The sequence below is a fragment of the Mariniphaga sp. genome (assembly GCF_041687215.1).
GTDB lineage: Bacteria > Bacteroidota > Bacteroidia > Bacteroidales > Prolixibacteraceae > Mariniphaga.
Genome location: NZ_JAWLCI010000051.1, coordinates 1 through 25,448 on the forward strand (window position 1 = coordinate 1; position 25,448 = coordinate 25,448).

Annotated in this window: 25 protein-coding genes, 2 tRNA genes and 1 other RNA gene; 14 read left to right on the top strand and 14 right to left on the bottom strand. The window is 41.1% G+C overall.

Annotation, left to right across the window (positions count from 1 at the left end; translation table 11 throughout):
- Position 1: 1 nt before the first annotated feature.
- The 3 genes from ACESMA_RS15775 to ffs all read right to left on the bottom strand — a co-directional run bounded on the left by ACESMA_RS15775 (position 2) and on the right by ffs (position 594).
- Positions 2 to 83, bottom strand: a tRNA-Tyr gene (locus tag ACESMA_RS15775).
- A gap of 110 nt (positions 84 to 193) precedes the next feature.
- Positions 194 to 267 (bottom strand) — tRNA-Thr (locus ACESMA_RS15780).
- A 227-nt stretch (positions 268 to 494) separates the two neighbouring features.
- Positions 495 to 594: signal recognition particle sRNA small type (gene ffs, locus ACESMA_RS15785), an RNA gene on the bottom strand.
- Between the two features lie 94 nt (positions 595 to 688).
- Here ffs and ACESMA_RS15790 point away from each other — a divergent pair.
- Entirely contained in the window at positions 689 to 1,216 is a 528-nt protein-coding gene (locus ACESMA_RS15790) for a DUF4199 domain-containing protein (RefSeq protein ID WP_372949817.1), read from the top strand.
- Positions 1,217 to 1,241: 25 nt separating this feature from the next.
- Positions 1,242 to 2,198 carry a glycosyltransferase family 2 protein gene (locus tag ACESMA_RS15795; RefSeq protein ID WP_372949818.1) on the top strand — a complete coding sequence of 319 codons (957 nt, stop codon included), beginning with the start codon at positions 1,242 to 1,244 and terminating at the stop codon, positions 2,196 to 2,198.
- A gap of 36 nt (positions 2,199 to 2,234) precedes the next feature.
- Here the strand turns inward: ACESMA_RS15795 and ACESMA_RS15800 are convergent, their stop codons facing one another.
- From ACESMA_RS15800 to folP, 3 genes are read right to left on the bottom strand one after another with little or no spacing between them, the layout of a single operon-like run.
- Positions 2,235 to 3,188: an NAD(P)H-dependent flavin oxidoreductase gene (locus ACESMA_RS15800; protein WP_372949819.1), complete on the bottom strand. Its 954-nt coding sequence runs from the start codon at positions 3,186 to 3,188 to the stop codon at positions 2,235 to 2,237.
- A gap of 38 nt (positions 3,189 to 3,226) precedes the next feature.
- A complete protein-coding gene (cdaA, locus tag ACESMA_RS15805; protein ID WP_372949820.1) occupies positions 3,227 to 4,012 on the bottom strand; it encodes a diadenylate cyclase CdaA in 786 nt (261 codons plus the stop codon).
- Positions 4,012 to 4,890, bottom strand: coding sequence for a dihydropteroate synthase (gene folP / locus ACESMA_RS15810; RefSeq protein WP_372949821.1), 879 nt, complete (start codon positions 4,888 to 4,890; stop codon positions 4,012 to 4,014). The genes cdaA and folP overlap by 1 nt, the downstream gene beginning before the upstream one ends.
- 104 nt (positions 4,891 to 4,994) lie before the next feature.
- Between folP and ACESMA_RS15815 the strand changes: the two genes are divergently transcribed.
- The 4 genes from ACESMA_RS15815 to prmA all read left to right on the top strand — a co-directional run bounded on the left by ACESMA_RS15815 (position 4,995) and on the right by prmA (position 8,530).
- Complete coding sequence (locus ACESMA_RS15815; protein WP_372949822.1) at positions 4,995 to 5,540, top strand: DUF1599 domain-containing protein; 546 nt, start codon at positions 4,995 to 4,997, stop codon at positions 5,538 to 5,540.
- 11 nt (positions 5,541 to 5,551) lie between these two features.
- Positions 5,552 to 6,682, top strand: a complete 1,131-nt coding sequence (locus tag ACESMA_RS15820; RefSeq protein ID WP_372949823.1) for a BT_3928 family protein — start codon at positions 5,552 to 5,554, stop codon at positions 6,680 to 6,682.
- Between the two features lie 99 nt (positions 6,683 to 6,781).
- Positions 6,782 to 7,540 (top strand): triose-phosphate isomerase, encoded by a 759-nt coding sequence (gene tpiA, locus ACESMA_RS15825; protein ID WP_372949824.1) that lies wholly within the window; start codon positions 6,782 to 6,784, stop codon positions 7,538 to 7,540.
- A 144-nt stretch (positions 7,541 to 7,684) separates the two neighbouring features.
- Positions 7,685 to 8,530, top strand: a complete 846-nt coding sequence (gene prmA, locus ACESMA_RS15830; RefSeq protein WP_372949825.1) for a 50S ribosomal protein L11 methyltransferase — start codon at positions 7,685 to 7,687, stop codon at positions 8,528 to 8,530.
- Positions 8,531 to 8,601: 71 nt separating this feature from the next.
- On the opposite strand, the gene ACESMA_RS15835 is transcribed toward prmA, so the two are convergent.
- Positions 8,602 to 9,111, bottom strand: coding sequence for a metallophosphoesterase family protein (locus ACESMA_RS15835; protein ID WP_372949826.1), 510 nt, complete (start codon positions 9,109 to 9,111; stop codon positions 8,602 to 8,604).
- A gap of 64 nt (positions 9,112 to 9,175) precedes the next feature.
- Here ACESMA_RS15835 and ACESMA_RS15840 point away from each other — a divergent pair, with 64 nt between their 5' ends.
- The 7 genes from ACESMA_RS15840 (at position 9,176) to ACESMA_RS15870 (ending at position 18,569) form a co-directional block, all read left to right on the top strand.
- The gene (locus ACESMA_RS15840) at positions 9,176 to 9,454 is read left to right on the top strand and encodes a putative quinol monooxygenase (RefSeq protein ID WP_372949827.1); all 279 of its coding nucleotides are present in this window, start codon (positions 9,176 to 9,178) and stop codon (positions 9,452 to 9,454) included.
- 11 nt (positions 9,455 to 9,465) lie between these two features.
- Positions 9,466 to 9,960: a SixA phosphatase family protein gene (locus ACESMA_RS15845; RefSeq protein WP_372949828.1), complete on the top strand. Its 495-nt coding sequence runs from the start codon at positions 9,466 to 9,468 to the stop codon at positions 9,958 to 9,960.
- Positions 9,961 to 10,034: 74 nt separating this feature from the next.
- Entirely contained in the window at positions 10,035 to 12,446 is a 2,412-nt protein-coding gene (locus ACESMA_RS15850; RefSeq protein ID WP_372949829.1) for a TonB-dependent receptor, read from the top strand.
- An 82-nt stretch (positions 12,447 to 12,528) separates the two neighbouring features.
- Positions 12,529 to 14,631, top strand: a complete 2,103-nt coding sequence (gene recG, locus ACESMA_RS15855) for an ATP-dependent DNA helicase RecG (RefSeq protein ID WP_372949830.1) — start codon at positions 12,529 to 12,531, stop codon at positions 14,629 to 14,631.
- A gap of 12 nt (positions 14,632 to 14,643) precedes the next feature.
- Positions 14,644 to 16,533 (top strand): tetratricopeptide repeat protein, encoded by a 1,890-nt coding sequence (locus ACESMA_RS15860; protein ID WP_372949831.1) that lies wholly within the window; start codon positions 14,644 to 14,646, stop codon positions 16,531 to 16,533.
- Between the two features lie 3 nt (positions 16,534 to 16,536).
- The gene (locus ACESMA_RS15865; protein ID WP_372949832.1) at positions 16,537 to 17,532 is read left to right on the top strand and encodes an aldo/keto reductase; all 996 of its coding nucleotides are present in this window, start codon (positions 16,537 to 16,539) and stop codon (positions 17,530 to 17,532) included.
- A gap of 56 nt (positions 17,533 to 17,588) precedes the next feature.
- On the top strand, positions 17,589 to 18,569 hold the full coding sequence (locus ACESMA_RS15870) for an aldo/keto reductase (RefSeq protein WP_372949833.1): 981 nt from the start codon (positions 17,589 to 17,591) through the stop codon (positions 18,567 to 18,569).
- 42 nt (positions 18,570 to 18,611) lie between these two features.
- On the opposite strand, the gene ACESMA_RS15875 is transcribed toward ACESMA_RS15870, so the two are convergent.
- The 5 genes from ACESMA_RS15875 to mnmD form a co-directional block, all read right to left on the bottom strand.
- A complete protein-coding gene (locus ACESMA_RS15875; RefSeq protein WP_372949834.1) occupies positions 18,612 to 19,376 on the bottom strand; it encodes a GDSL-type esterase/lipase family protein in 765 nt (254 codons plus the stop codon).
- A 39-nt stretch (positions 19,377 to 19,415) separates the two neighbouring features.
- Positions 19,416 to 19,787, bottom strand: coding sequence for a DUF3127 domain-containing protein (locus ACESMA_RS15880; protein ID WP_372949835.1), 372 nt, complete (start codon positions 19,785 to 19,787; stop codon positions 19,416 to 19,418).
- A 74-nt stretch (positions 19,788 to 19,861) separates the two neighbouring features.
- Positions 19,862 to 20,494: an FKBP-type peptidyl-prolyl cis-trans isomerase gene (locus ACESMA_RS15885; RefSeq protein WP_372949854.1), complete on the bottom strand. Its 633-nt coding sequence runs from the start codon at positions 20,492 to 20,494 to the stop codon at positions 19,862 to 19,864.
- A gap of 96 nt (positions 20,495 to 20,590) precedes the next feature.
- The gene (locus tag ACESMA_RS15890) at positions 20,591 to 21,202 is read right to left on the bottom strand and encodes an FKBP-type peptidyl-prolyl cis-trans isomerase (RefSeq protein WP_372949836.1); all 612 of its coding nucleotides are present in this window, start codon (positions 21,200 to 21,202) and stop codon (positions 20,591 to 20,593) included.
- 52 nt (positions 21,203 to 21,254) lie between these two features.
- Positions 21,255 to 21,932 carry a tRNA (5-methylaminomethyl-2-thiouridine)(34)-methyltransferase MnmD gene (mnmD, locus tag ACESMA_RS15895; RefSeq protein ID WP_372949837.1) on the bottom strand — a complete coding sequence of 226 codons (678 nt, stop codon included), beginning with the start codon at positions 21,930 to 21,932 and terminating at the stop codon, positions 21,255 to 21,257.
- Between the two features lie 70 nt (positions 21,933 to 22,002).
- Here mnmD and ACESMA_RS15900 point away from each other — a divergent pair, with 70 nt between their 5' ends.
- A complete protein-coding gene (locus tag ACESMA_RS15900) occupies positions 22,003 to 22,617 on the top strand; it encodes an L-threonylcarbamoyladenylate synthase (protein WP_372949838.1) in 615 nt (204 codons plus the stop codon).
- A 9-nt stretch (positions 22,618 to 22,626) separates the two neighbouring features.
- Here the strand turns inward: ACESMA_RS15900 and ACESMA_RS15905 are convergent, their stop codons facing one another.
- Together ACESMA_RS15905 and trkA are read right to left on the bottom strand one after the other, a co-directional pair.
- Positions 22,627 to 24,072 carry a TrkH family potassium uptake protein gene (locus ACESMA_RS15905; protein WP_372949839.1) on the bottom strand — a complete coding sequence of 482 codons (1,446 nt, stop codon included), beginning with the start codon at positions 24,070 to 24,072 and terminating at the stop codon, positions 22,627 to 22,629.
- 28 nt (positions 24,073 to 24,100) lie between these two features.
- Complete coding sequence (gene trkA / locus ACESMA_RS15910; protein WP_372949840.1) at positions 24,101 to 25,435, bottom strand: Trk system potassium transporter TrkA; 1,335 nt, start codon at positions 25,433 to 25,435, stop codon at positions 24,101 to 24,103.
- Positions 25,436 to 25,448 lie beyond the last annotated feature (13 nt).

The following is a 25,448-nucleotide window of genomic DNA, read 5'->3' on the forward strand; positions in this document are numbered from 1 at the left end:
GTGGGGAGAGGAGGATTCGAACCTCCGAAGGCACTGCCAACAGATTTACAGTCTGCCCCGTTTGACCGCTTCGGTATCTCCCCCCGATATTTTTTAAGAACTTCCGGATGTAATACCGGCTTTGCCAACAGATTTATCCCGAGTACTCGGGACCCCGTTTGACCGCTTCGGTATCTCCCCCCGATTTTTTTTGAGCCGAATCTCAGATTCGAACTGAGGACCCCGAGATTACAAATCACGTGCTCTGACCAACTGAGCTAATTCGGCTTATTTACAATATTTCAAATCTACTTGTCGTTTTCAACCAACCAACTGAGGACCCCGATCCGCCAACCGGCGGAACGTGCTCTGACCAACTGAGCTAATTCGGCCTATTTTTTCAACACTTTCAGAACGTTTGCTTTTCGAAAACAGCGGCGCAAAGAAAAGAATTAATTTTTAATTCTGCAAAACTTTTTTCAATCTTTCATCGCCTTAATTTTTTTCAAAAAAAAAGTGGGTAAGCTACCTGTGTCGCACCGCTACAACCGCCTACCCTTGCTGCCTTCCGACCCTGGGGGAATTCAGCAGGAGCTGGTCGCACAGGACTTACCCGGGTGCAAAAGTAGAAAATTTTAATTTCCCGGCAAATTTACGGTCAAATAAACATATATTTGCATCAAACTTTACCTTTATTAAAAAAATAGTTATGGAAGAAAAACCCGTATCTCTCTGGAAATCATCACTTACTTATGGCCTGTATCTGGGCATAGCTATGATACTCGTTTCCGTTATTTATTATGCAACCGGGAATACGTTCGCCAAATCGGCTCAATGGGTTAGTTATGGAGTAATGATTGCCGGCGTAATTATAGCGCAACTCAGCTACAGAAAAGTGCTGGGCGAAGTAATGACTTATGGACAGGCACTGGGAATTGGTGTACTTACGATGGTGTTTGCGTCCATTATTTCCGGCTTTTACACCTATTTACTTTATGCGATTATTGATCCTTCGTTGCAGGAACAGTTGAGGCTTTCCATTGAGGAACAAATAGTAAGACAAGGCAACGTACCTGAAGAACAATTAGATATGGCTATTAATGTAGCCACAAGATTTCAGAAGCCAGCCATAATGTTTGTGATGGCAATATTCGGAGGGGCACTTATTGGATTGGTTATTTCTCTGATCACTTCCATTTTTACCCAGAAAAAACCCCAGGAAGATTTTTCGGAATAATACAGAAGAAGAAATATATTAAAGAATGGATATTTCCGTAATTGTCCCTTTATTTAACGAGGAAGAATCATTACCTGAACTGGTTGATTGGATTAAAAAGGTAATGGACCAAAATGATTATTCTTATGAAATTGTTATGATTGACGATGGAAGTAAGGACAATTCCTGGCAGGTAATAGAAAACCTTCAGCAAAAAAACCCCAACATTAAAGGGATAAAATTCAGACGAAACTACGGAAAATCTGCTGCACTTTATTGCGGGTTTGATATAGCACAAGGCGATGTGGTTATTACCATGGATGCCGATTTGCAGGACAGCCCTGATGAGATTCCCGAACTTTTCAGGATGATAAAGGAAGAGGGTTTCGATTTAGTTTCGGGTTGGAAAAAGAAACGCCGCGATCCGATCCTGACCAAAAACCTGCCAAGTAAATTTTACAATTGGACCGTTCGGCGAATGTCTGGCATAAAATTACATGACATGAACTGCGGGCTGAAAGCTTACCGGAAAAATGTAATAAAAAGCATAGAAGTTTATGGCGAAATGCACAGGTACATTCCTGTTTTGGCCAAATGGGCCGGGTACAATAATATTGGCGAAAAAGTAGTTGTTCACAGCGAACGGAAATATGGCGTAACCAAGTTCGGAATTGAACGTTTTATCCGCGGTCCGCTCGATTTACTCTCGGTAATGTTTATCTCGCGGTTTGTAAAGCGGCCGATGCACTTTTTCGGCATTTTAGGTATTTTAATGATTTTAATCGGACTGGCTGCTGCCATTTATTTGGGAGTGGAAAAGATTATTCAATTGCAACACGGAATTGTGGGCAACCTACTTACCAACAGCCCTTATTTTTACATTGCACTTACCGCAATGATTATCGGGGCTCAATTTTTCATGGGGGGGTTTCTGGGCGAATTGATTTCGCGCAGTTCTTCTGATAGAAACAAATACCAGATTGACGAGACTACATTCGGTTGATTATATTCACCTTACGAGTAAATTGGCATAAAAAAGTCAGAAATTGAACCTCTTTTCTGCTAATATTCCTTTGACCGCCGATTTATATTCCGAAATCAGGTTTTCCATAATGATTTTTACCGGTAATATTTCGTGAATTTCTGCCGAAACCTGACCAATTTCCAATTCCCCGTTTTCAAGATCACCCTCAAAAATACCTTTTTTAGCACGGCCTCTTCCCAGCAATCTGCTTAATTCTTCTGCGGAGGCACCACGTTTCTCTAATTCGTCCACCTGTTCAAAAAAAGCATTTTTTACCAATCGAACCGGAGCCAGTTTCTTCAAAGCCAGTTTTGTCCCGCCTGCGCTTAAATTTAAAATATGTTGTTTGAATGCCGGATGCGCTGAAGATTCTTCAGAAACTGCAAAGCGCGAACCAATCTGAACACCATCGGCACCCAAAACCATTGCTGCCAGCATTGCCTGGCCCGAACCAATGCCACCTGCCGCAAGCAAAGGCAAACTGGTTGCTTTTCGTACCGAAGGAATTAAAGTTAATGTTGTGGTTTCCTCCCTTCCGTTATGACCTCCTGCTTCGAAACCTTCGGCAACTATGGCATCCACTCCGGCAGCCTCGCTTTTTTCGGCAAACATTGAACTTGAAACTACATGCGCTACGGTAATCCCATTGTCTTTCAACCACGCCGTCCATTTTTTTGGACTTCCGGCCGATGTAAATACTATTTTCACACCATTCCTTGCAATAATTTCCATTATTTTTTCAGTTTCGGGATAAAGCAATGGCACATTCACGCCAAAAGGTTTGGTAGTAGCATTACGTGCCTTCAATATGTGTTCTTCCAGGATTTCGGGATGCATGGAACCGGCACCGATTAATCCGAGACCACCGCAATTGCTAACGGCTGAAGCCAGTTTCCATCCCGAGCACCAAACCATACCACCCTGAATTACAGGATATTTTATATTGAATAATTCACAAATTCTGTTCATAAAAAATTGGGATAATAATTAAGGAAGTGACTTGATGATCAATTTTGCTTGTTCAGACTTTCTTCCAATAATTCGATTAAAACTTCTCTCGAAATTCTTCTTTTAATGTCCCCCTCATCTACAAAAGAAACTGATCCTCGCTCTTCTGAAACGATGATGGCTACGGCATCAGTATTTTCTGTTATGCCAATGGCAGCCCTGTGCCTCAGTCCAAGTGTTTTATCCACATCGCGCTGGGTAAGCGGTAAAATACAGCCAGCGGCAACAATAATGTTGTTTTTAATAACAACTGCTCCGTCGTGCAAAGGGGTGTTTTTAAAGAAGATGGTCCTTAATAGCGATGATGAAATCTGGGCATTCAGCAGTTCCCCGGTTCGTATCTGATCGGCAAGTTCAGAGGTACGGGCAATAACAATAAGTGCACCGGTTTTCGATTTGGAGAGTGAAAAACAAGCTTCAGCAAGTATTTCAATTTGTTCATTTTCAACCGTTTTACCTTTATGCGTACCAAAAAGTTTATCGAGTGATAAAACCCTGTTCACATTATAATTGGTACCAATAAACACCAAAAATTTTCGTATTTCGGGGTGAAAAACAATAATTAACGCCAAAACACCAACACCAATAAACTGTCCCATTATTGAGCCGAGCAATTGCATATTGAGTGCCTTTACAATAAGCCAAAGCAGGTAAAGTGAAAAAAGCCCGATTACAATATTAAAAGCTACTGTTCCTTTAATCAAACGGTAAAGTTGATAAAGCAACAAAGCCACCAGTAAAATATCAAGAATATCAAGAAATCGTATGGTAATAAATAATGGCATCAGACTACAGTTGATTTTAAGGCTTTTACAATTTCAACAGCTTCAACCGCTTCTTTAACGTCGTGTACCCTTAAAATATCTGCTCCTCCAAGCAACGCCATGGTATTTACAACAGTTGTTCCATTCAATGCTTCTTCAGGTTTAATACCTAACCATTTCCAGAGCATTGATTTACGGCTGAGGCCTACCATTACCGGGAGCTGAAAAACTTTAAAGGAATCGAGCCGGTTTAGTAAATCGTAATTATGCTGAATATTTTTACCAAAACCAAAACCAGGATCGATAATAATATCTTTCACCCCACATTTTGTAAGTTTTTTCACGCGCTCGCTTAACCAGTTCGATATTTCTTTTACAACATCATCATAATAAGGCTCTTCCTGCATATTTTGTGGAGTGCCCTGAATGTGCGTAAGTATATACGGAACATTCATTTTCCCAATGGTTTCAAACATTTTTGAATCGAGGGTTCCTCCTGAAATATCGTTCACAATAATTGGCCCGATTTCATCAATAACCCGAACTGCGACCCAACTTCGAAAAGTATCAACAGAAAGCGGAATATCAGGAAAATTTTTTCGAATGGCATGAACCGCAGGCAATAAACGCTCAAGCTCAGTTTTGGTGGACACAAGTTTGGCTCCGGGCCTTGTTGAAATAGCGCCCACATCAATAAAAGAAACGTCTTCTTTTACCATTTTTTCGACCCACGAAAGCAGCACCTTTTCATCGGTAAGTTTGCCCCCATCGTAAAAGGAATCGGGCGTGACATTAACTATCCCCATAACCACCGGTTCGGAAAAATTTATCAATTTGCCTCCCAGATTGATTGAATTTTTCCTTTTGAGGAACTTACCCGCAGACTGGGTAATCAGCATACGCAAAATGTTTTATGGTTAAACAATTCAGTTTTACAAATGTATAACAAAACCCTTCAAGTTCTTCAATTTTTTCTATTTTTATCCCTCTTTTTAAAACAAACATGGAAAAAACAAATCAACAGTACGATTCCGTTATAAAAACCTGCCGTTCGGTATTTATTCATAAGATGAATGATTATGGTACGGCCTGGAGAATTTTGAGGCCTAAATCGCTTACAGATCAGATATATATTAAGGCAAGTCGAATAAGGAGCCTTGAAGAAAAGGGCATTTCAAAAGTGAATGAAGGTATTCGGCCTGAATTTATTGGCATTGTAAATTACGCTATAATGGGATTAATTCAATTGGAATTAGGTCCCTCGGAATTAGAACTGGATAAAGAAAAAACTCTGGAGTTTTACGATAAATATTTTCAAACTGCAAAATCGTTAATGCAGGACAAAAACCACGATTATGGCGAGGCATGGCGGGAAATGAGGGTAAGTTCTTATACCGATTTAATTCTTATGAAACTAAAACGTACCAAACAAATTGAAGACAATGAGGGAAAAACAACCGTATCGGAAGGAATTGATGCTAATTACCTCGATATGATAAATTATGCAGTTTTTGCCCTGATAAAAATTGATTTTGAAAACTCTAAATAAGAAGAATGTCTATGAAAATTATAAAACATTTGGCCCGCATACTGGTCGGAATTACATTTATTTTCTCAGGTTTTGTTAAGGGTATAGATCCTTGGGGATCAGCCTTTAAATTTACCGATTATTTTAATGCCATGCATTTGGAATGGTTACAATGGGCTGCTTTTCCGCTTGGAGTATTGCTTTCATTCGCCGAATTTGCCATTGGCGTGGCACTGTTATTTAATACCTTTCTCCGCTTTTTTTCGTGGCTGGCTCTCATTTTTATGGTGTTTTTTACCGGACTAACACTTTGGATTGCCATTGAAAACCCGGTTACCGATTGCGGTTGTTTTGGCGATGCACTGGTTATTTCAAACTGGGAAACATTTTATAAAAACGTAGTTCTGATTGTCCTTACTTTCATTGTATTTATTTACCGAAACAACATGAAAGGATGGCCAGGCCAAAAAGCAGGATTCACACTTTCGGTGCTTTCGGTGGTTGTTTATGCAGCCATAGTTTTTCATTCCTACAACCACCTTCCTGTTTTCGATTTCAGACCGTATAAAGTGGGTGTAAATATTCCGGAAGCCATGGCCACGCCGGCAGATGCACCACAGGATGTGTATGAAAACATTTTTTACTATAAAAACATAAACACAGGCGAAGTTGAACAGTTTACCGAAGAAAATTATCCGTGGCAGGATACCTTGAACTATGCATTCCACGACATGGAATCGTTTCTTGTTCAGGAAGGATATGAACCGCCAATCCATGACTTCAGAATTGAAACGCCGGAAGGTGACAACATCATTGACTTTTTTCTTTATGATGACAATTATGTGTTTATGCTGATTGCCTACGATTTAAATAAATCGAGTTTAAAACCACAGGAAGAAATTAACACACTGGCAAACTGGGCAATGGACCAGGGAATGGCTTTTATATGCCTCACCTCCTCCCTACCCGATGAATCGGCTGAGTTTGCTGAAGAACACGGAGCGCCGTATGAATTTTTTAATACCGATGAAATAACGTTAAAAACCATTGTGCGGTCAAATCCGGGATTGATGGTTTTAAAAAATGGTACCATTGTGGCCAAATACCATTACAACGATATTCCCGCGCCGGAAGATTTTGAACAGGAATTCATCAATAAATAGTTAATTATAATTAACACTGGAAAAACGATGCCGAATAACCGGCAGAAGCACTTAATTTTGTAAAAGAAATTTATTCGTAATAAACTAAATATCAGAAAAATGAGAAAGAAGATAGTAGCAGGAAACTGGAAATGCAACACCAATTTGCAGGAAGGAATTGAACTGGCGAAAGCAGTTGACACACTGGTAGCCAAAGAAGCTACCGACGATGTTGTAGTGGTGCTTGGCGTACCGTTCACCCACCTGACCAAAGTAGTTGAATCGGTAAACACCAAACGCATTGGAGTTTCGGCACAAAACTGTGCAGCCGAAGCCAAAGGTGCTTTCACCGGTGAAGTTTCTGCCGAAATGGTAAAATCTACAGGTGCTGAATATGTTATTCTTGGGCACTCGGAAAGACGCGAATATTACGGAGAAACCAGCGAAACACTGAACAAAAAAGTAGCGCTGGCACTTGAAAACGGACTCACTCCCATTTACTGCTGCGGCGAACCGCTGGAAGTGCGGGATGCAGAAGCTCAAAATGAATTCGTTAAAAAACAGTTGGAAGAAACCATTTTCAAATTGCCTGAAAGCGATTTCAGAAAACTGGTGATTGCTTATGAACCTATCTGGGCTATTGGCACCGGCAAAACTGCCTCCTCGGAGCAGGCGCAGGAAATTCATGCATTTATCCGCAGCATTATAGCAGAAAAATTTGGCGATGAAGTTGCAGAAGAAACTTCCATCCTTTATGGCGGAAGCTGCAAACCGAGTAATGCCAAAGAACTGTTTGCCAACAAAGATGTTGACGGAGGATTAATTGGAGGCGCGGCATTAAAAGCCGAAGATTTCCTCGGAATAATTAAAGGATTCTAAAAAGACTTTTTATTTCAACAGGTTCCCGTTGATCTCGCAGAATAACGCAGATTCTTATTATTTTTTGTCTGCGAAAATCAGCGTTATCTGCGGGAATTTTTTTATTAATAGTTCTTAAACGTTATTAATCAACACTTTAAAAAATTGGATTACTTTAAAATTGAAATAGGAATTACCCCTTTCGAAGATTGGCTGCGCGACGTTTTGATTGCCGAATTGGGAGAAGTTGACTACGAAAGCTTTGTTGAAACAGAAACTGGACTGGAAGCATATATTTCCAAAGAAAAATTTGATGAAAAAGCATTAACCGATCTGCTTCATTCTTTTAATGAGAACTTTTCTTTTCAAATTAAAAAAGAACTTATTAAAAGCCAGAACTGGAACGAAGTGTGGGAAAAAAACTATTTCAAACCGCTGGTTATTGGGGGCGAATGCTTGGTGCGGGCACCATTTCATAAGGAATATCCTCAATGCAAATATGAGATTGTGATTGAACCCAACATGGCTTTTGGCACCGGCAACCACGAAACCACTTCCATGATGCTGGAGGCCATCCTGAAAGAAAACCTGGCAGGAAAAAAGGTGCTCGATATGGGCTGCGGCACTGGTATTCTGGGAATTCTGGCTTCCATGAAAGGCGCTGAAAGTATTACAGCGATCGACATTGACGAATGGTCGGTTAAAGGAACCTATGAAAATGCTGAATTGAACAACATCAAAAACCTGAAGGTAAAAAAAGGAGATGCTTCACTACTCCGCGACGAAAAATACGATTTCATTTTTGCCAACATCCATAAAAATGTGTTGCTAAACGATTTACCTGCCTATTCAAAAAGCCTGAACAATAACGGCAAACTTTTTATCAGCGGATTTTATACCGAAGATATTCCTGATTTAAAAGTCAAAGCCGAAAGTGTTGGGTTGGAAGATATTGGATTTGCCACCAAAAACAATTGGGTGGCTGCATTTTACAAAAAAAGGAATTCCTAACTATTATGCAATTATTACACCGGGAAATTAGCCAGGCGACTGATTCAATATTTAATTTGCTGGCTTTATTTTTAATCTTTTATTACTTCATTCCGGTCCATCTCCCAAACTTCCATATCTTTAATCGTTTCGCCATCAATTACAAACCGAACGGCGGTGCACTTTTTATGAAAACCTTTGTAACCGGCAGCTCCCGGGTTGATGTGCAAAAAGTTCAATTCTTTATCGTAAATCACTTTTAAAATATGTGAATGCCCACTGATGAATAGATTGGGCGGATTCCGGTAAATTTCAGGTTTTACAAACCGCTCGTAATGTCCCGGGTAACCTCCAATATGTGTAATCCAAACGTCCACCTTCTCACACATAAAACGCTGATGTTGTGGATAAACAACACGAACATCCTGCCCGTCGATGTTACCGTAAACGCCTTTCATCGGTTTGAAAGCAGACAGTTGATCAGCTAATTCAAGTGTTCCAAAATCACCTGCGTGCCATATTTCATCCACCTTTTCAAAAAAGGCAAAAAGTCTTTGGTGCAAAAACCCATGAGTATCCGATAATAGTCCGATATGTTTCATAAAAAATGAAATTGAATCATCAAAATACATTAAATTTGTTTGAAATAAATGCAAAAACAAAAGTATGATATCGATTGTAGCAAAATTTAAAGTTAACGAAGGAGAGGAAGAAAAATTTTTGTCACTGGTTGATGGATTAGGTGCAGCTTCACGCGCAGAAACCGGTTGCATTGAATATGCTTTGCACAAACATACCGAAAACCCGCGCACCTATTGTATTCTTGAAAAATGGCGGGACCAGAATTCTGTTGATACACATAACGCATCAAAACATTTTACAACCATTGTTCCTCAAATTATTGAAATTTCTCAGCCGGAAATTGATATATTCCAACCACTTTAACGAAAAAAATTATGAAACGGGTAGTAATTGTGCGGCACGCCAAATCTGTTCCCTACGGATATGAAGATGATTTTAACCGCGATTTGACCGACCGGGGAAAAAACGATGCTAAACTTGTAAGCAACGAGTTAGTGAAAAAACGAATTAACCCGGATGTCTTCATTTCAAGTCCTGCAAAACGAGCTCTTAAAACCGCCCGAATTTTTGCCGATAATCTGGGATTTGAAAGAAGCCAGATTAGAGAAATCAAGGACATTTACAATGGCCTTACCACTTCGGAGTTTTTGGAACTCATTCAGTCGTTGCCGGATGATGCCGGAACAGCTTTCTTTTTTGGGCACAATCCCGGATTTCATTTTTTTGTAAATATCCTGCTGAAAATTAGTGTAAATGAAATGCCAACCTGTGCTACAGTTGGAATAGATTTCAGTGTAATTGTATGGAACGAGATTGAAGCACGCACCGGAGATTTAGCTTTCAGAATTACACCCAAAATGCTCAAATAAAAAATTTTCTGCCACACACAATTTATTTATCAATAAAAAGTTGATACATAAATTGGATTGTTAGTTTTGTGCCGATGATAAAAAAGCTATTCATTTTATTAATTCTGCAGGTTACTGTTTTTTCAGGTTTTTCCCAAAGCAACAATGCAACCCTCAGGGGCGTTGTCCGCGACCAGGACGGCCAACCGCTTGACATGGTGAACATTGGGTTAAAAGATTATCCGTTGGGAACCAGTTCCAACCGTGAGGGAAAGTTTCTTTTGCGCATTCCGGCAGAACGGGAAATAGTAGTTGTTTTTTCTTCACTCGGATACGCCACTTTCATCGATACAATAAATGCAAAAGCCGAAGAAAATATTGTTCGGGAAATTGTCCTGCCTGCCACCGATTTAAAGCTGGCCGAAGTGGTTGTTACCGAACAGCGCCGAAATAGCAGTAACGTTACCCGTATTGATCCGCGTTTTATGGAAGTGATGCCCGATGCTGCAACAGGCGGTGTGGAAGCCCTCATAAAAACATTGCCGGGAGTTTCCACCAACAATGAACTCAGTTCACAATACACGGTGCGCGGTGGAAATTTCGACGAAAACATGGTTTATGTAAACGATATAGAAATTTACAGGCCATTCCTCATCCGTGCCGGACAACAGGAAGGACTGAGTTTTATAAACAGCGACATGGTTTCAACCATTGACTTTTCGGCTGGTGGCTTTGATGCGCGCTACGGCGATAAAATGTCATCGGTGCTCGACATCAAATACAGAAGACCCAGTGTTTTCAGGGGATCGGCCTCCATGAGTCTGCTCGGTGCCACAGCCCATTTCGAAGATGTTGCGCTAAAAGGCAGGCTGGCACACATCTCGGGCATTCGTTACAAAACAAACAGCTATATGCTTGGCGGACTCGATGAAAAAGGCGAATACGACCCAAAGTTTATCGATTTTCAAACTTACATTACTTATCGGTTTTCGGAGAATTTCGATCTTTCGTTTCTCGGAAACATGGCCCAAAATCAGTACCGGTTTGTTCCGCAAACCCGGCAAACTACTTTTGGTACCTGGCAAACCCCGTTAAACACTACTATTTATTTTGAAGGCCAGGAAATTGACGATTTCAAAACGTATTTGGGCGCACTTTCGGCCAATTATCACCCCAATCTCGATCTCAACCTGAAATTTATTCTTTCGGCATTTAATACTTCGGAAAAAGAAACCTACGATATTCTGGGACAGTATTACCTGAATCAACTGGAGCGGAACATGTCGTCGGAAGAATTTGGCGACAGTGTGTTGAACCTGGGTGTGGGTACTTTTTTAAACCATGCCCGCAATTACCTCGATGCCAACGTTTACAGCTTTTCCCATAAAGGAGCTTACAACTCGGATAACCACCTGTTAAACTGGGGAATAAAATTTCAGCACGAACGTTTTGAAGATAAAATCAACGAATGGATTTACCGCGATTCAACAGGCTATTCAATCCCTTATTCCGATAAAGAAGTTTTGCTTTATTTCACACTGAACACCGGGAGCCAAATCAGTTCTAACCGGATTACCGGACATTTTCAGGACACATGGAGTGTACCTGTGAGCAGTGGAGATTTATATTTTACAGGCGGAATCCGGTTCAATTACTGGGATTTTAATGATGAATTTTTAGTAAGCCCCAGAATATCAATCAGTTATTTTCCTGAATGGGAAAACAAAATCTCATTTAGTCTTTCGGGTGGAATGTACCACCAATCGCCGTTTTTTAAAGAACTCAAAAACCGTGATGGTTCGATCAATTATGACACAAAAGCACAACGTTCGTATCAGATTGTTGCTGGCAGCGATTACGTTTTTACAGCCTGGGATCGTCCATTCCGTTTTACCACCGAAGCCTATTACAAATATATGAACCGGCTGATTCCCTATCAGGTTGAAAATGTACAGATTCGCTATTTGGGTGAGCATGAAGCTGTGGGTTATGCTACTGGCCTGGACATGAAAGTGAACGGCGAATTTGTTAGTGGCGTACAATCCTGGGTTAGTCTATCGCTTATGAAAACCGAGGAAGACATTAAAGGCGACGGTCATGGTTACATCCCCCGCCCCACCGACCAGTGGATGAATTTCAGCCTGTTTTTTCAAGATTACCTGCCGGGAAATCCATCCTGGAAAATGCAACTTTCAGGATTTTACGGAGCCCGCCTGCCCACAGGTCCACCCAACTCCGAACGTTATCAGGATGTGTTCAGAATGCCTCCGTATCGCAGAATAGATTTAGGTTTTTCCAAAGTCATCATCAGCCCGTCGAATCCAATGCAAAACAGTTTTTTCAGGCACATCAACGATATGTGGGTCAGCCTCGAGGTTTTCAATCTGCTAAACATCAACAACACCATTTCCTATTTTTGGGTTTCCAGCATTCAGGGCGACCAGTTTGCCGTGCCCAACTATTTAACTGACCGGAAGTTTAATCTGAAATTGACGATGAAATTTTAACCAAAGATTCAATTTCACAATTTAACCATTTCACAATTTCTCAATTTAACCTTTCTTCCTACAGTTTAATTATCTTTGTTTTATGACCGGTTTTTTGGATCAGGATATCAAATTTTTACCTGGCGTTGGGCCCAAACGTGCCGAACTGCTGGCAAAAGAGCTAAAAATTAAAACCTTTGGCGACCTGATAAATTATTTCCCGTACAAGTACATCGACCGCACCAAATTTTACAAAATTTCGGAAGTTCATGCCCAGATGCCACACATTCAAATAAAAGGTAAAATCCGATCGATGGATACCGTTGGAACCGGACACAAACAGCGACTCACTGTCCGGTTTTACGATGATACCGGCAGCATTGAACTGGTGTGGTTTCAAAGTGTGAAATGGCAACTGGAACATTTGGAGCTGAACAAGGAATACATTGTTTTTGGAAAACCTTCGGAATTTAACGGACGCATTAATGTGGTGCACCCAGAAATGGAAACCGAAGAGGAAAAACAACTCAAACCTGCAGGACTTTTTCAGGCACACTATGTGACCACCGAAAACATGAAAAAAAAATACCTGCTCTCCAAGTCTATCAACAAATTTCAGCTCACGCTCATTTCACTGGCCAAAGGGAAAATAAAAGAAACACTTCCTGATTACCTCACCCGAAGGCTAAAGCTTGTTTCGCTCGAAGAGGCACTCACCATCATTCACAAACCGGAAAATACAATCGATTTAAAAAATGCCCGGTTCAGGCTCAAATTTGAAGAACTGTTTATCATTCAATTGAAAATACTTGCATTAAAACATAACCGCGAAAACAAATTCAAAGGGTTTCGCTTCGAAAAAGTTGGATTCAACTTCAATAAATTTTACTCCGACTTTCTGCCTTTTGAGCTCACCAACGCCCAGAAAAAAGTGCTAAAGGAAATCAGGCGCGATGTAAACCGGAATGTGCAGATGAACCGTCTTTTGCAGGGCGACGTGGGCAGCGGAAAAACTTTGGTAGCTTTAATGACGATGCTGCTGGCTATGGATAACGGATTTCAGAGTTGCCTGATGGCGCCTACCGAAATTCTGGCGCAGCAACATTATCAGTCCGTTTCCAACTTTTTAAACGGAATGGGCATTGAAGTGGGCTTGCTGACCGGCTCTACCAAAGCCAGCGAACGGAAAATTTTGCACGAAAAGCTTGAAGCAAGCACGCTGCAAATTCTGATTGGTACCCACGCTCTGATTGAAGATGTGGTGAATTTCCAGAACCTTGGACTGGTGGTTATTGACGAGCAGCACCGGTTTGGTGTGGCACAGCGGGCCAAACTGTGGCAAAAAAACGACCTCATTCCGCCACATGTTTTGGTAATGACGGCAACGCCAATTCCACGTACTCTGGCCATGACGGTTTATGGTGATTTGGATGTTTCCGTCATTGACGAACTTCCGCCCGGAAGAAAGCCGATTGAAACCCACCACTTTTTTGAGAACCGAAGAAAACAGGTTTACAATTTTATGCGGCAACAGATGGAAAAAGGCCGCCAGATTTACGTGGTTTACCCGTTGATTTCGGAATCGGAAAAAATGGATTTGAAAAACCTCGAAGAAGGATTCAGACATATTTCCGAAGCTTTTCCCGATGTAAAAGTGGGCATGGTGCATGGGCGCATGAAACCGGTGCAAAAAGAAAATGCCATGCAGAAATTCAAACAGGGCGAAACACGGATTATGGTGGCCACAACGGTAATTGAGGTGGGTGTGGATGTGCCCAACGCTTCGGTGATGGTGATTGAAAGCGCCGAACGGTTTGGCTTGTCGCAATTGCACCAGTTGCGTGGCCGCGTTGGCCGGGGTGCTGAACAATCATATTGTATTTTGATGTCGTCTTACAAAATAAGTAACGAAAGCCGCAAACGGCTGGCCACCATGGTGCGCACCAACGACGGTTTTGAAATTGCCGAAGTGGATATGAAACTTCGCGGTCCGGGTGACCTGGAAGGAACGCAGCAAAGCGGTGTGGGTTTCGACCTGAAAATTGCCAACCTGGGCAAAGACGGCGAAATCCTAAAACTGGCCCGCGACGTGGCTTCCGAAGTTTTATCGGGAGATCCTTTCCTGCAAAAAGAGGAAAACCGGGTACTGCTCGAAAATCTAAAAGCAACTAAACAAACCGAATTCGACTGGAGTTCAATCAGCTAACAATAATAAACGATGAACCGGAACAAAAAGAAGTTCAGTAAAAAATTAAAAACCAAACAAGAAAGCAATCCAAAGAAATGGCTTTATGGCGGTTTATTTCTAACCGTTTTTACGTTTCTCCTTTTTTCGCCATCCTTAAAATACAATTTTGTAAACTGGGACGACGATGTAAATATTTACGAAAATGAAAACGTCATCCACTTCGACGTAAACGGAATTTTTACCGACCATGTGATAGGAAATTACAATCCGCTTACTGCGCTTACTTTTGCATTGGAATATAAATTAGTTGGTGAAAAACCGTTTTTATATCATCTGAATAATATACTTCTGCATGTTCTGTGCACCTTACTTGTTTTTCTTTTGATACGCAAAATGGGACTTTCTTTTTTGGTTTCCTTCCTGGTCGCAATGCTTTTTGGAATCCATCCAATGCGCATTGAATCGGTGGTTTGGGTTACCGAGCGGAAAGACGTACTTTTTGGCTTTTTCTTTTTGTTATCGCTCATTTTCTACTCCGATTATCTGAAAAAAAGGAATAGCCTGTTTTTCGTCTTGTCAATAGTCTTTTTTATTCTTTCTCTGCTTTCAAAAATTCAGGCAGTTGCGCTGGCTCCTGCACTCCTGCTCATTGATTACTGGTACAACCGAAAAATTGACCGAAAACTCATCCTTGAAAAAATCCCCTACTTTTTGCTGGCTTTGGCCACCGGAATTGCTGGAATCTGGTTTTTGCGACAGCAAGGATCGCTCGATACGGGGACTTCTTTTCCCCTTGATCAACGGTTATTTATTGGAAGTTATTCATTTGTGGTTTACATCATTAAATCGGTGGTACCGTGGGAGATGTCTGCACTTTACCCTTATCCACAAAAAATTTCGGCTATTTTTTACCTTAGTATGATTCCGGCCCTTTCAGTAATAGCTGTTCCGGTTTTCAAATTTAAAACGAATAAAACACTTACTTTCGGTATTCTGTTTTTTCTGTTCAACATTGCTTTTCTTTTGCAGGTTGTGGGCGCCGGACAAGGTTTTCTGGCCGATCGCTTTACTTACATTCCGTATATCGGACTGTTTGTCGTTCTGGCCAAAACAGTGGAAACGGCAGCCGAGAAACTACCCAAACAGCGCTCTTTCATCTATTCGGTTTTGATAGTTTACCTGCTTTTGTTAACCGGAACAACCTACAACCGGATGAAAGTTTGGCAAAACAGTGAAACATTGTGGACCGATGTCATAAAAAAACATCCAAACACTCCCCTGCCATACAACAATCTGGGACATTATTTGCGCCGACAAAACCAGCCGGAAAGGGCGCTCGAAAATTACAACAAAGCCATCAGTCTCGACCCCAATAAAGCTCAGCCTTACAACAACCGGGGAAAAATTTACTTCGACCGGGGAGAAATGGATAAAGCACTGGCCGATTACAACAAATGCATTGAACTGGAACCCAATCATGTAAATGCGCTGGCCAATCGGGGAGCTGCATTCGGCATGAGTCAGGACTGGGTCGCCGCATTAAACGATTTAAATAAGGCGCTTGAGTTGGAATCGTTTCACTCCAATGCACTTTCAAACCGGGCGTTTGTATGGTATCAAATGCAGGAATATGAAAAATCGATTGAAGATTTCAGCAAGTACCTGACTGTGGAACCCAACAATGCCGACGTAATTAATACCATTGGATTGTGCTGGTTCAGGTTAAATAATTTTGAAAAAGCGTTGGCGGAATTTAATCGTACCATTCAACTTGATGCTTCAAAAGGAGCGTACTTTTTAAATCGTTCTTTGGTTCTGAATGCCATGGGAAACAAGCCAAATGCCTTAAAAGACGCCGAGCGGGCAATTCAGTTGGGTTTTAAAGTAAACAGCGAATACCTTAATCATTTAAAACAATAAATTATGAATAAAGTTACATTACCCGGAACCGATGTAAAAATCACTCCCCTCACGTTTGGAGCCTGGGCTATTGGCGGCTGGTTTTGGGGAGGCGCCGATGAAAAAGAATCTGTTCATGCCATAGAAAGCGCCATTGATAATGGAATGACAACTATTGATACCGCGCCGGTTTATGGTTTCGGACAAAGTGAAGAATTTGTGGGAAAAGCCATTAAAGGAAAGCGTGATAAAGTTCAAATCCTTACCAAATTTGGTTTGCGATGGGATGTTGTTACACCCAATCTGCATTTCGAAAAAACCAAGGATAACCAGGGAAATGAACTTTCCATTTACCGGCTGGGAAGTAAGGAAAGCGTGATTAAAGAATGCGAAGATTCTTTGCGGCGGCTCAGAACTGACCATATCGACCTGTTTCAACAACACTGGCCCGACAGCCACACACCGGTTGAAGAAACTATGGAGGCAATGGAAATATTGAAAAATCAAGGCAAAATAAAAGCCGGCGGGGTAAGCAACTATTCAGCAAAACAAATGGCAGAGGCCAACAACTATTTCAGGCTGGTTTCGAACCAGGTTCCGTACAGTATGGTTTTGCGCGATATTGAAAATGAACTGGTTCCGTATTGTGTGAAAAACGACAAAGCCATAATTGTTTACAGTCCGCTGCAAAGAGGTATTTTAACCGGAAAAATTACTGCTGATTACAAATTTAACGAAGGTGACCACAGGCCAAATACGCCATTTTACAAAGAGCCAAACCTTTCGCGAATCAATCAGTTTCTGAATGAAATAAAACCCATCGCAGAAAGTAAAAATGCCACATTGGCCCAGTTAGTGATTCGATGGACACTATCCCAAACAGGAATTGATTGCGTTTTGGCAGGATCCCGCAACGAAAAACAGGTACTTGAAAATATTAGAGCAGCAGAATTAATAATTTCAACAGATGAAGTGAAAATAATAAATGAAAAATTGAACAACCTGAAATTAGAATTGTAATTATTAGAAATGCTTGTATATTAGCAGATAATAATTACCTATAAAAAAGATTCAGCATGAAAAAGAAAGATTTCTCCCGCAGGGATTTCATTAAAACTACCGGTGCCGTAACTGCCGGTGTAGTTTTGGCCCCCTCAGTCGCTTGCTCTGCTTCCCCATACGATGCCAAGGGTTTACCAACGGCCATTCTGGGTAAAACCGGAATACGGATTCCGCGCCTTATTATGGGACTTGGAAGCCGTTTTATGGCTGTTGATGAAGATAAAGGACTTGAGATTCTGGAAACTGCACTCAGCAAAGGACTGTATTACTGGGACACTGCCGCTTCATACCAAAATGCAGAACAAGCCAGTGAAGAACGTATTGGCAAAATTCTGAAATCGGTCAGAAATCAGGTTTTTTTGGCTTCGAAAGTTGGAGAACGAAAAGCGGACGATGCCAAACGAACCATTGAAACCAGCTTGAAAAGATTACAAACCGATTACATCGATCTGTACCAAATTCACAGTGTAACCAATGAAGAAGAGGTAAAACAATTTGGCGCTGCCGACGGAGTTCTACCTGTGCTCAGAAAATACCAGGAAGAAGGAGTTATTAAACACATTGGATTTACCGGCCACACCTCAGCTTCGGCCATGAAACTGGCGGCAGAAATGTACGATTTTGACACCATGCTTATTGCACTGAACCACCAGGAACAAGGCAAACAGCAATTTGAAGAACAACCAGTACCGTTTGCAGCAAAAAAAGGAATGGGCGTGCTGGCCATGAAAGTTATTCGCCCAAGGGAAACCGTAAACGGCCTCGACCCCAATGAGTTGGTAAAATACGCTTTAAGTTTGAAAGAAGTTACTGCCGCAGTAATCGGCACCGACAGTGTGGATGTACTCAACAAAAACATAGCAACCTTGCAATCGTTTAAACCACTTTCTGACGAACGGATGCAGGAATTGCGCGCTCAACTCGATCCGTTTTACCGGAGCAACAAACTGCCCTGGATGCAACCCGGATATCACGATGGAATGTATTGGGCATAAAATATGCAAAAAGAGGCAGCCAAATTAATGACTGCCTCTTTTTTATTCCACTGCCCTGAGCCAGGTTTCGGCCATTAGCTGTGCTCCGGCCATGGAAGGATGCACTCCGTCGCCCGCCCAGTAGGCACCCGGAGCATATTTTACCGCTTCATCAAAAACTTCCTGAAACGGAACCCATATAGTATCAAATTCTTTGGCAATTTTCTTTGCAGCAGCCTGGTATTCCTTCATTGGAGCTACCCAGGTTTCATCAACTGCTGAAGTATTCAGCACATAAAACGGCTGGCAAATTACCAGTTTAATATCAGGCAATTCCTTTTTGGTAAGCTGAAGCAGCGTCCGGTAATCGTTTTCATAAACTTCAACAGTACCGTCGTAATTGCCGTTTCGTTTGTGCCAGTAATCATTAACACCAATAAGAATGCTCAACACATCCGGTTTTAAGTCGAGGCAATCTTTTTGCCAGCGGTCGGCCAACTGGTAAACTTTGTTTCCGCTGATCCCCCTGTTGTAAAGTGTCAGGTTCAATTCAGCCAGGTCATTCATTAATGCTGAAGCTGCCAAAAAAGCATAACCTGAACCAAATGAACGCGAATTGTTGGGCAGTTCCTTTTCTTTTTCACGGCCTGCATCTGTAATGGAGTCGCCCTGAAAAAGAACGGTATTTCCTTGTTGAAAAAGGTTGTATTTTTTCGATTTCTTTTTATTTGCCGGAGCAATACTTGCCGACACAATGGCCGGAATACTTGCCAGCGCAGCAGTTCCAACTGCCGAACGGCTTAAAAAATTTCTTCGGGAAATATTCATAGAAAATAATTTTAAAGGTTTAACCCTGATTTTTCTATTCTAAAACGGCAGTCCGCTGCCTCCGTCCTCTTCAGGCTCCGGTGGAATATCTTCGGGGCGAAATTCCGGAGGTGGTTCCGGGAGATTCCCCTGATCTGAAACCTTATCAATTTTCCATGCATTGATGTTGTGGTACCATTTCCCGTTAAATTCCCTCGACTCGAGGTTAAACGAAACTTCCACATCATCGCCTTCTGTTACTTTTTCCAACAAAGCGTTTTTATCGTTGAAAAGCGTAAAACAGACCTTTTTCGGAAACTGTTCTTCGGTTTCAATTACAAACTCCTGTTTTTTCCACTCGTTGCCTGCGCGGCTAACACCCGATTCGGGCTGAAGTATTTGTTGTATTTTTCCTTTTACCTGTAAACTCATAAAGCGAAAATAAAAAAAGAAACCCTTTGCACGAAAAGATACAAAGGGTTTTTTTTGCAAAAAATATCAACTTTTTATTCTTCAACAATTTCGAGCAATTCCACTTCGAAAATCAAAGCTGAATTCGGTCCGATATCAGCACCTGCTCCACGTTCGCCGTATGCCAGGTTTGATGGAAGATAAATTTTCCATTTCGAACCAACAGGCATAAGTTGCAAAGCTTCTGTCCAGCCCGGAATAACCTGACCAACACCAAAAACGGCGGGCTCACCCCGATCAACAGAACTATCGAAAACGGTTCCGTCAATCAATGTTCCGTGGTAATGTACACGCACTCTGTCTTCGGCTGATGGTTTTGGACCAGTGCCTTCTGTAATAACCTCATATTGCAAACCACTGGCGGTTGAATTAATTCCGTCGCGGGATTTATTTTCTTCCAAAAATGCATTTCCGGCTTCAAGGTTTACCTGGCCTTCTTTTTCTCCGGCAGCTTCAAAAAACCTCCGAATAATCTGATCGGCTTCTTCCGTAGTCATAGCACCTTCTTCACCTTTAGAAGCAGCACTGAAGGCAGCAACCATTGCATCCAGGTTAATGTCTGCCCCGCCCGGAGCATTTTCAACCTGTTGTTTATTGTTTGTTCCAACTAAAATTCCAATCGCGTAACCTGCCGAATCTGCTTCGGTTTCCAAATTAACATTTTGCACTGAACCCGATTGTTGACAACTCATACCAATGATCATTAAAAAGACCACCGGTAAATAGATTAAATTTTTTCTCATAACTTAATAACTAATAAATATTTATACGATTTCCAATAATTCAACATCAAAAACGAGGGTAGAATTTGGGCCAATTGCTCCACCTGCACCCTGCTGTCCATAGCCCAATTCGGGCGGAACGTAAAGCCGCCATTTGGAGCCCACCGGCATAAGTTGAAGTGCTTCAACCCACCCCTGAATTACTCCGTTAACAGGAAAAACAGCAGGTTGGCCGCGTTCAACTGAACTGTCGAAAACAGTTCCGTCAATCAGGCTGCCATGGTAGTGGCATTTTACTTCATCGGTTAACGAAGGCAAATCGCCATCGCCTTCCTTTATTACCTGATATTGAAGTCCGCTGGGTAATTCTGTAACTCCTTTTTTTGAACGATTTTCTTGCAAAAACTCAAGTCCCGACTCAAGATTTACTTTTGCCTCATCCTGGTTTGCTTTTTCCATAAAACTTTCAAGGATTTTGTTGGCTTCATCGGGCATCATTTGTGGCATTTCGCCAATGTACGTGTCGTTAATCGCTTTTACAAATGCTTCCGGATTAATTGTTTTTACACCAGATTTAATAAGATTGGAAGCAACACTCATTCCCAGTGCATAACTGAACCGTTCCAATTCGCCGGTCAATTTCATTTCTGCCATTACTTTTTCTTTCTTTATTAAAGGGTGCGAAGATAACTTAATTTTTTTGCAATTAAATTTTTGATGCCACTTTTATTCCGCGCAACATTTCCTTTTTTCCGGGTGGTCCGGGAAGTCTTTCTACTTTAAAACCAGCATTTACCATGCGGCGGCGCACTTCTCCTTTTGCGCTGTATGTAACTAATACTCCCTCTTCTGAACTGTTCTCAAACAACCTGAGAAAAATTTCTTCTGTCCACATTTCGGGCTGTTTGTCTGGTCCAAATGCATCGAAATAAATGATGTCGGTTTTTTGGGGTAAAATCCATTTTTCAGAAGTGAAATCGGTTTTTAATTTCAACAATGTAAACCAGGGAGAAATTTCAACCGGAATATTCCATTCACAATCGTGAATCTTCCTGAAAAGCTGAATGCCATTTTCCTCAATCAGACTGCCGTAATTCAATTGGGTAACAATATCTTGTTCAACCGGAAATTTTTCAATAGCCATGTAATAAGTTGGCCTGTTCTGCAATTGCGCCTGTTTAGCGGTTAACAGACAGTTTAAACCGGTTCCGAAACCCACTTCGAAAACAACTGGTTGGGCTGAAGGATGAAAATGAAAACCATTGGTGAGAAATACATGATTCGATTCTGTAACGGCTCCATTCAGAGAGTGGTACTGTTCGTTCAGTTCGGGCAGAAATAGAGTTGCCGAGCCATCGCCTGTAGTTTTTATTTGAAGATTCATTTTGCAAAATTGTTTAGAAATAACGGAATATAAAACGAAAATGATAATTTTACGCTGCTAAAATAAAAATATGCTCATTCGGCTTTATAACGAAAATCCTAATCCCCGCGATATCCGGAAAATTGTGGATGTGCTCCGGGACGGTGGAATAATTATTTATCCAACCGACACGGTTTACGGACTGGGGTGCGATATTACCAATGCAAAAGCCGTTGAAAAGGTGGCACGCTTTAAGGGAATTAACATCGAAAAATCGAATTTTTCTTTTATTTGCAGCGATTTGAGTCACCTTTCAGATTACACCAAACCCATTTCAAACACTGTTTTTAAGCTCATGAAAAAGAACCTTCCCGGTCCGTTTACTTTTATTTTGGATGCCAACAATAACGTGCCAAGGTATTTTAAAGGGAAAAAGAAAACGGTTGGAATCAGGGTTCCTGACAATAACATAATTCGAGAAATTGTTTTGGAACTGGGAAATCCAATTTTATCCACATCAATCAGAGATGAAGATGAAATTATAGAATATACAACCGACCCGGAGTTGATTTACGAAAAATACCAGGACTTTGCCGATATTGTAATTGATGGTGGTTATGGCGAATTAGTTCCTTCTACCGTGATTGATTGTACAGGCGACGCTATTGAAATTTTAAGGGAAGGAAAAGGTATTCTGGAATTTTAACACGGAAATCTATTCTTTCCACAAAGCAGGAGAAAACAGCACCAAAACTGTAAAAAGCTCAAGCCTTCCGAGCAGCATCAGAAAAGATAAAAACCACTTTCCCACCGGTTTAATGTGCATGAAATTTTCGGCAGGACCAACATTACCAAGGCCCGGGCCAATATTTCCGAGCGAAGTTGCAACTGCACCCATGGCTGATTCCAGGTCGGGTTCAATCAGTGAAAATATTACCGTACTAAACCCAAAAATCACAAAATAAAACATAAAAAAAGCCAGCACATTCGTAATTATTTTTTGATCAACAGAATGGTTGTTGAACTTTACAGGAATTACAGCAAGCGGATGCACCATGCGGCGTAGTTCGTAATAACTGTTTTTCAGAAGTAAAACAATTCGCATAATTTTAATACTTCCTCCGGTAGAACCGGCTGAACCTCCAAAAAAGAACAAAGCAAAAATTATAACTGTGAGAATAGGAGACCACAACAAATAATCTACTGTTGCATAACCAGTTGTAGTCATAATGGAAACCACCTGAAATAGTGCATCGCGGAATGCCTGTTCAACTCCGATTTCTGAAGAAAGAAGTAATCCTGAAAAAATAAAAAGGGTAAAACCAATCACAAATAAGCCGTAATATTTAAACTCTTCGTCCTTAAAAACACGGCGGAATTTGCCCTTTATGGCCAGGTATGAAAGTGTAAAATTTGTACCTGCAAGGAACATGAAAACGACGATAATATATTGAATAGCTGGCGATGACCAGTATGCTATACTTGCCTGTTTGGTTGAAAATCCACCGGTAGCCATGGTTGTAAACGAATGGCAGATGGCATCGAAAAATTCCATGCCGGCCAACCAAAGCAATAAAGTTTCAGCCACGGTAAAAATCAGGTAAATACCCCAAAGTGTTTTAGCCGTTTGTCTGATTCTTGGGCTAATGCGGTCGGGGGTTGGACCAGGAACTTCTGCCATAAAAAGCTGCATTCCACCAATTCCAAATACAGGTAAAATGGCCAGCGACAAAACGATAATTCCCATTCCACCCAGCCATTGGGTTATGCTTCTCCAAAATAAAATACCATGAGGCAAAGCTTCAATATCTGCCAAAATAGAGGAACCTGTTGTTGTAAATCCTGAAATAGTTTCGAAAAAAGCGTTGGTAAAATTGGGAATTGCACCACTGATTACATAAGGAAGGCTTCCAAAAAAAGAGAAAACAATCCAAACCGAAGAAACAATGATATAGCCTTCGCGGCGGGCAATATCGCGGCGGGCGTTTCGGGTTAAGTATAAAATGATAATTCCCAACAGAACATTAATTCCAGATGAGATGAGAAAAGCTGACTGATCGTATTCTTTATACAAAACAGAAACAATCAGGGCCAGCAACATGGCTACACCTTCAATTAAAAGAAGCAAACCCAACACCCTGAAAATTATTCTGACATTCATTTCTACCTATAAATAGTTTTCGGTAAAGTTATTTGAAAAATTTTTCCAGCTTTCGAATTCCTGATGGCAGGGTAAACACCACAACTTTGTCCCCTTCCTGAATTTGAGTGTCGCCATGTGCAATATAACCGTCATCGCCTCTGATAATTCCTCCAATTTTCGCTTCGTCAGGAAAATCAAGGTCTTTAATGGGCTTCTGAGTAATTTTCGCATCGGCTTTGGCAATAAATTCAAAAACTTCGGCATCTGATGCAGTGAGGCATTTTACTTTTGAAATTGCTGCATTTAATGTAAACCGATAAATATAACTGGCTGCAATTAGTTTTTTATTAACAATACTGCCAATGTTCATATTTTCAGCCAATCCCATAAAAGCAAGGTTTTCTACTTCGGCTACAGTTCGTCTGACACCCACTGTTTTAGCCAGGTGACAGCCCAGAATGTTGGTTTCAGAATTTCCTGTTGTTGCCACCACTGCATCCATTTTTTCAAGGCCTTCGTCTTTCAGCAATTTTAAATTCCTGCAATCACCATTAATTACAAGGGCATTGCTGTACTTTTCTGCTACTTGCTGGCATTTTTCAATATCTTCTTCAATCACTTTTATGCGGTACTGGTCGCCCATTTTTTCAATGGCTTTTTGGGCAATCCGGCTACCTCCCAAAAACATGACATTTTTTACTTCGAAGGTTTTTTTGGCAGTAAGCTCAAAAACCCGCGGCTGTTCATTCCGGGTGCTAACAAAAAATACAATATCGCCATCCATAATAAAATCTGAACCTTTAGGAATAATGGTTTGATTATCACGGTTTATGGCCACAACCAAAAGATGTTCGTTTTCTTTTGCCAATTCTTCAAAAGATTTATTCAGAATTGGTGCATTTTCTCTAACCTTTATACCGAGCAACATCAATTTTCCTTGAGAAAACTCAATGAGCTGGCGGGTACCGGTTTGTTTTACCGAAGCCACAATTTCTTTTGCAGCCAGGCTTTCAGGATAAATGAGTTCATGAATTCCCATGTTGTTCAGTTTTGCCCGGTAATTTGGTTTCAGATATTCTGAATTATTTATCCGGGCAATGGTACGTCCCACTCCCAAATAGGAAGCCATTGCACAGGCTAAAACATTTCGTTCTTCAAATGGGGTTACGGCGATAAAAAGGTCAGCTTTTGCAAGTCCGGTTTGTTTTAAATCCTGAAAAGAATGAGCAGAACCGGTAATCGTCAATAAATCAACGTCACCGCTTATTTTAGAAAGTTTCTCCGGAGAGTCATCTAGCAACACAATATCATGATTTTCGTTACTCAGCATCCGGGCCAAATGGGTTCCAACTTCACCAGCTCCTGCAATTACAACTTTCATATTTTTCCAAACT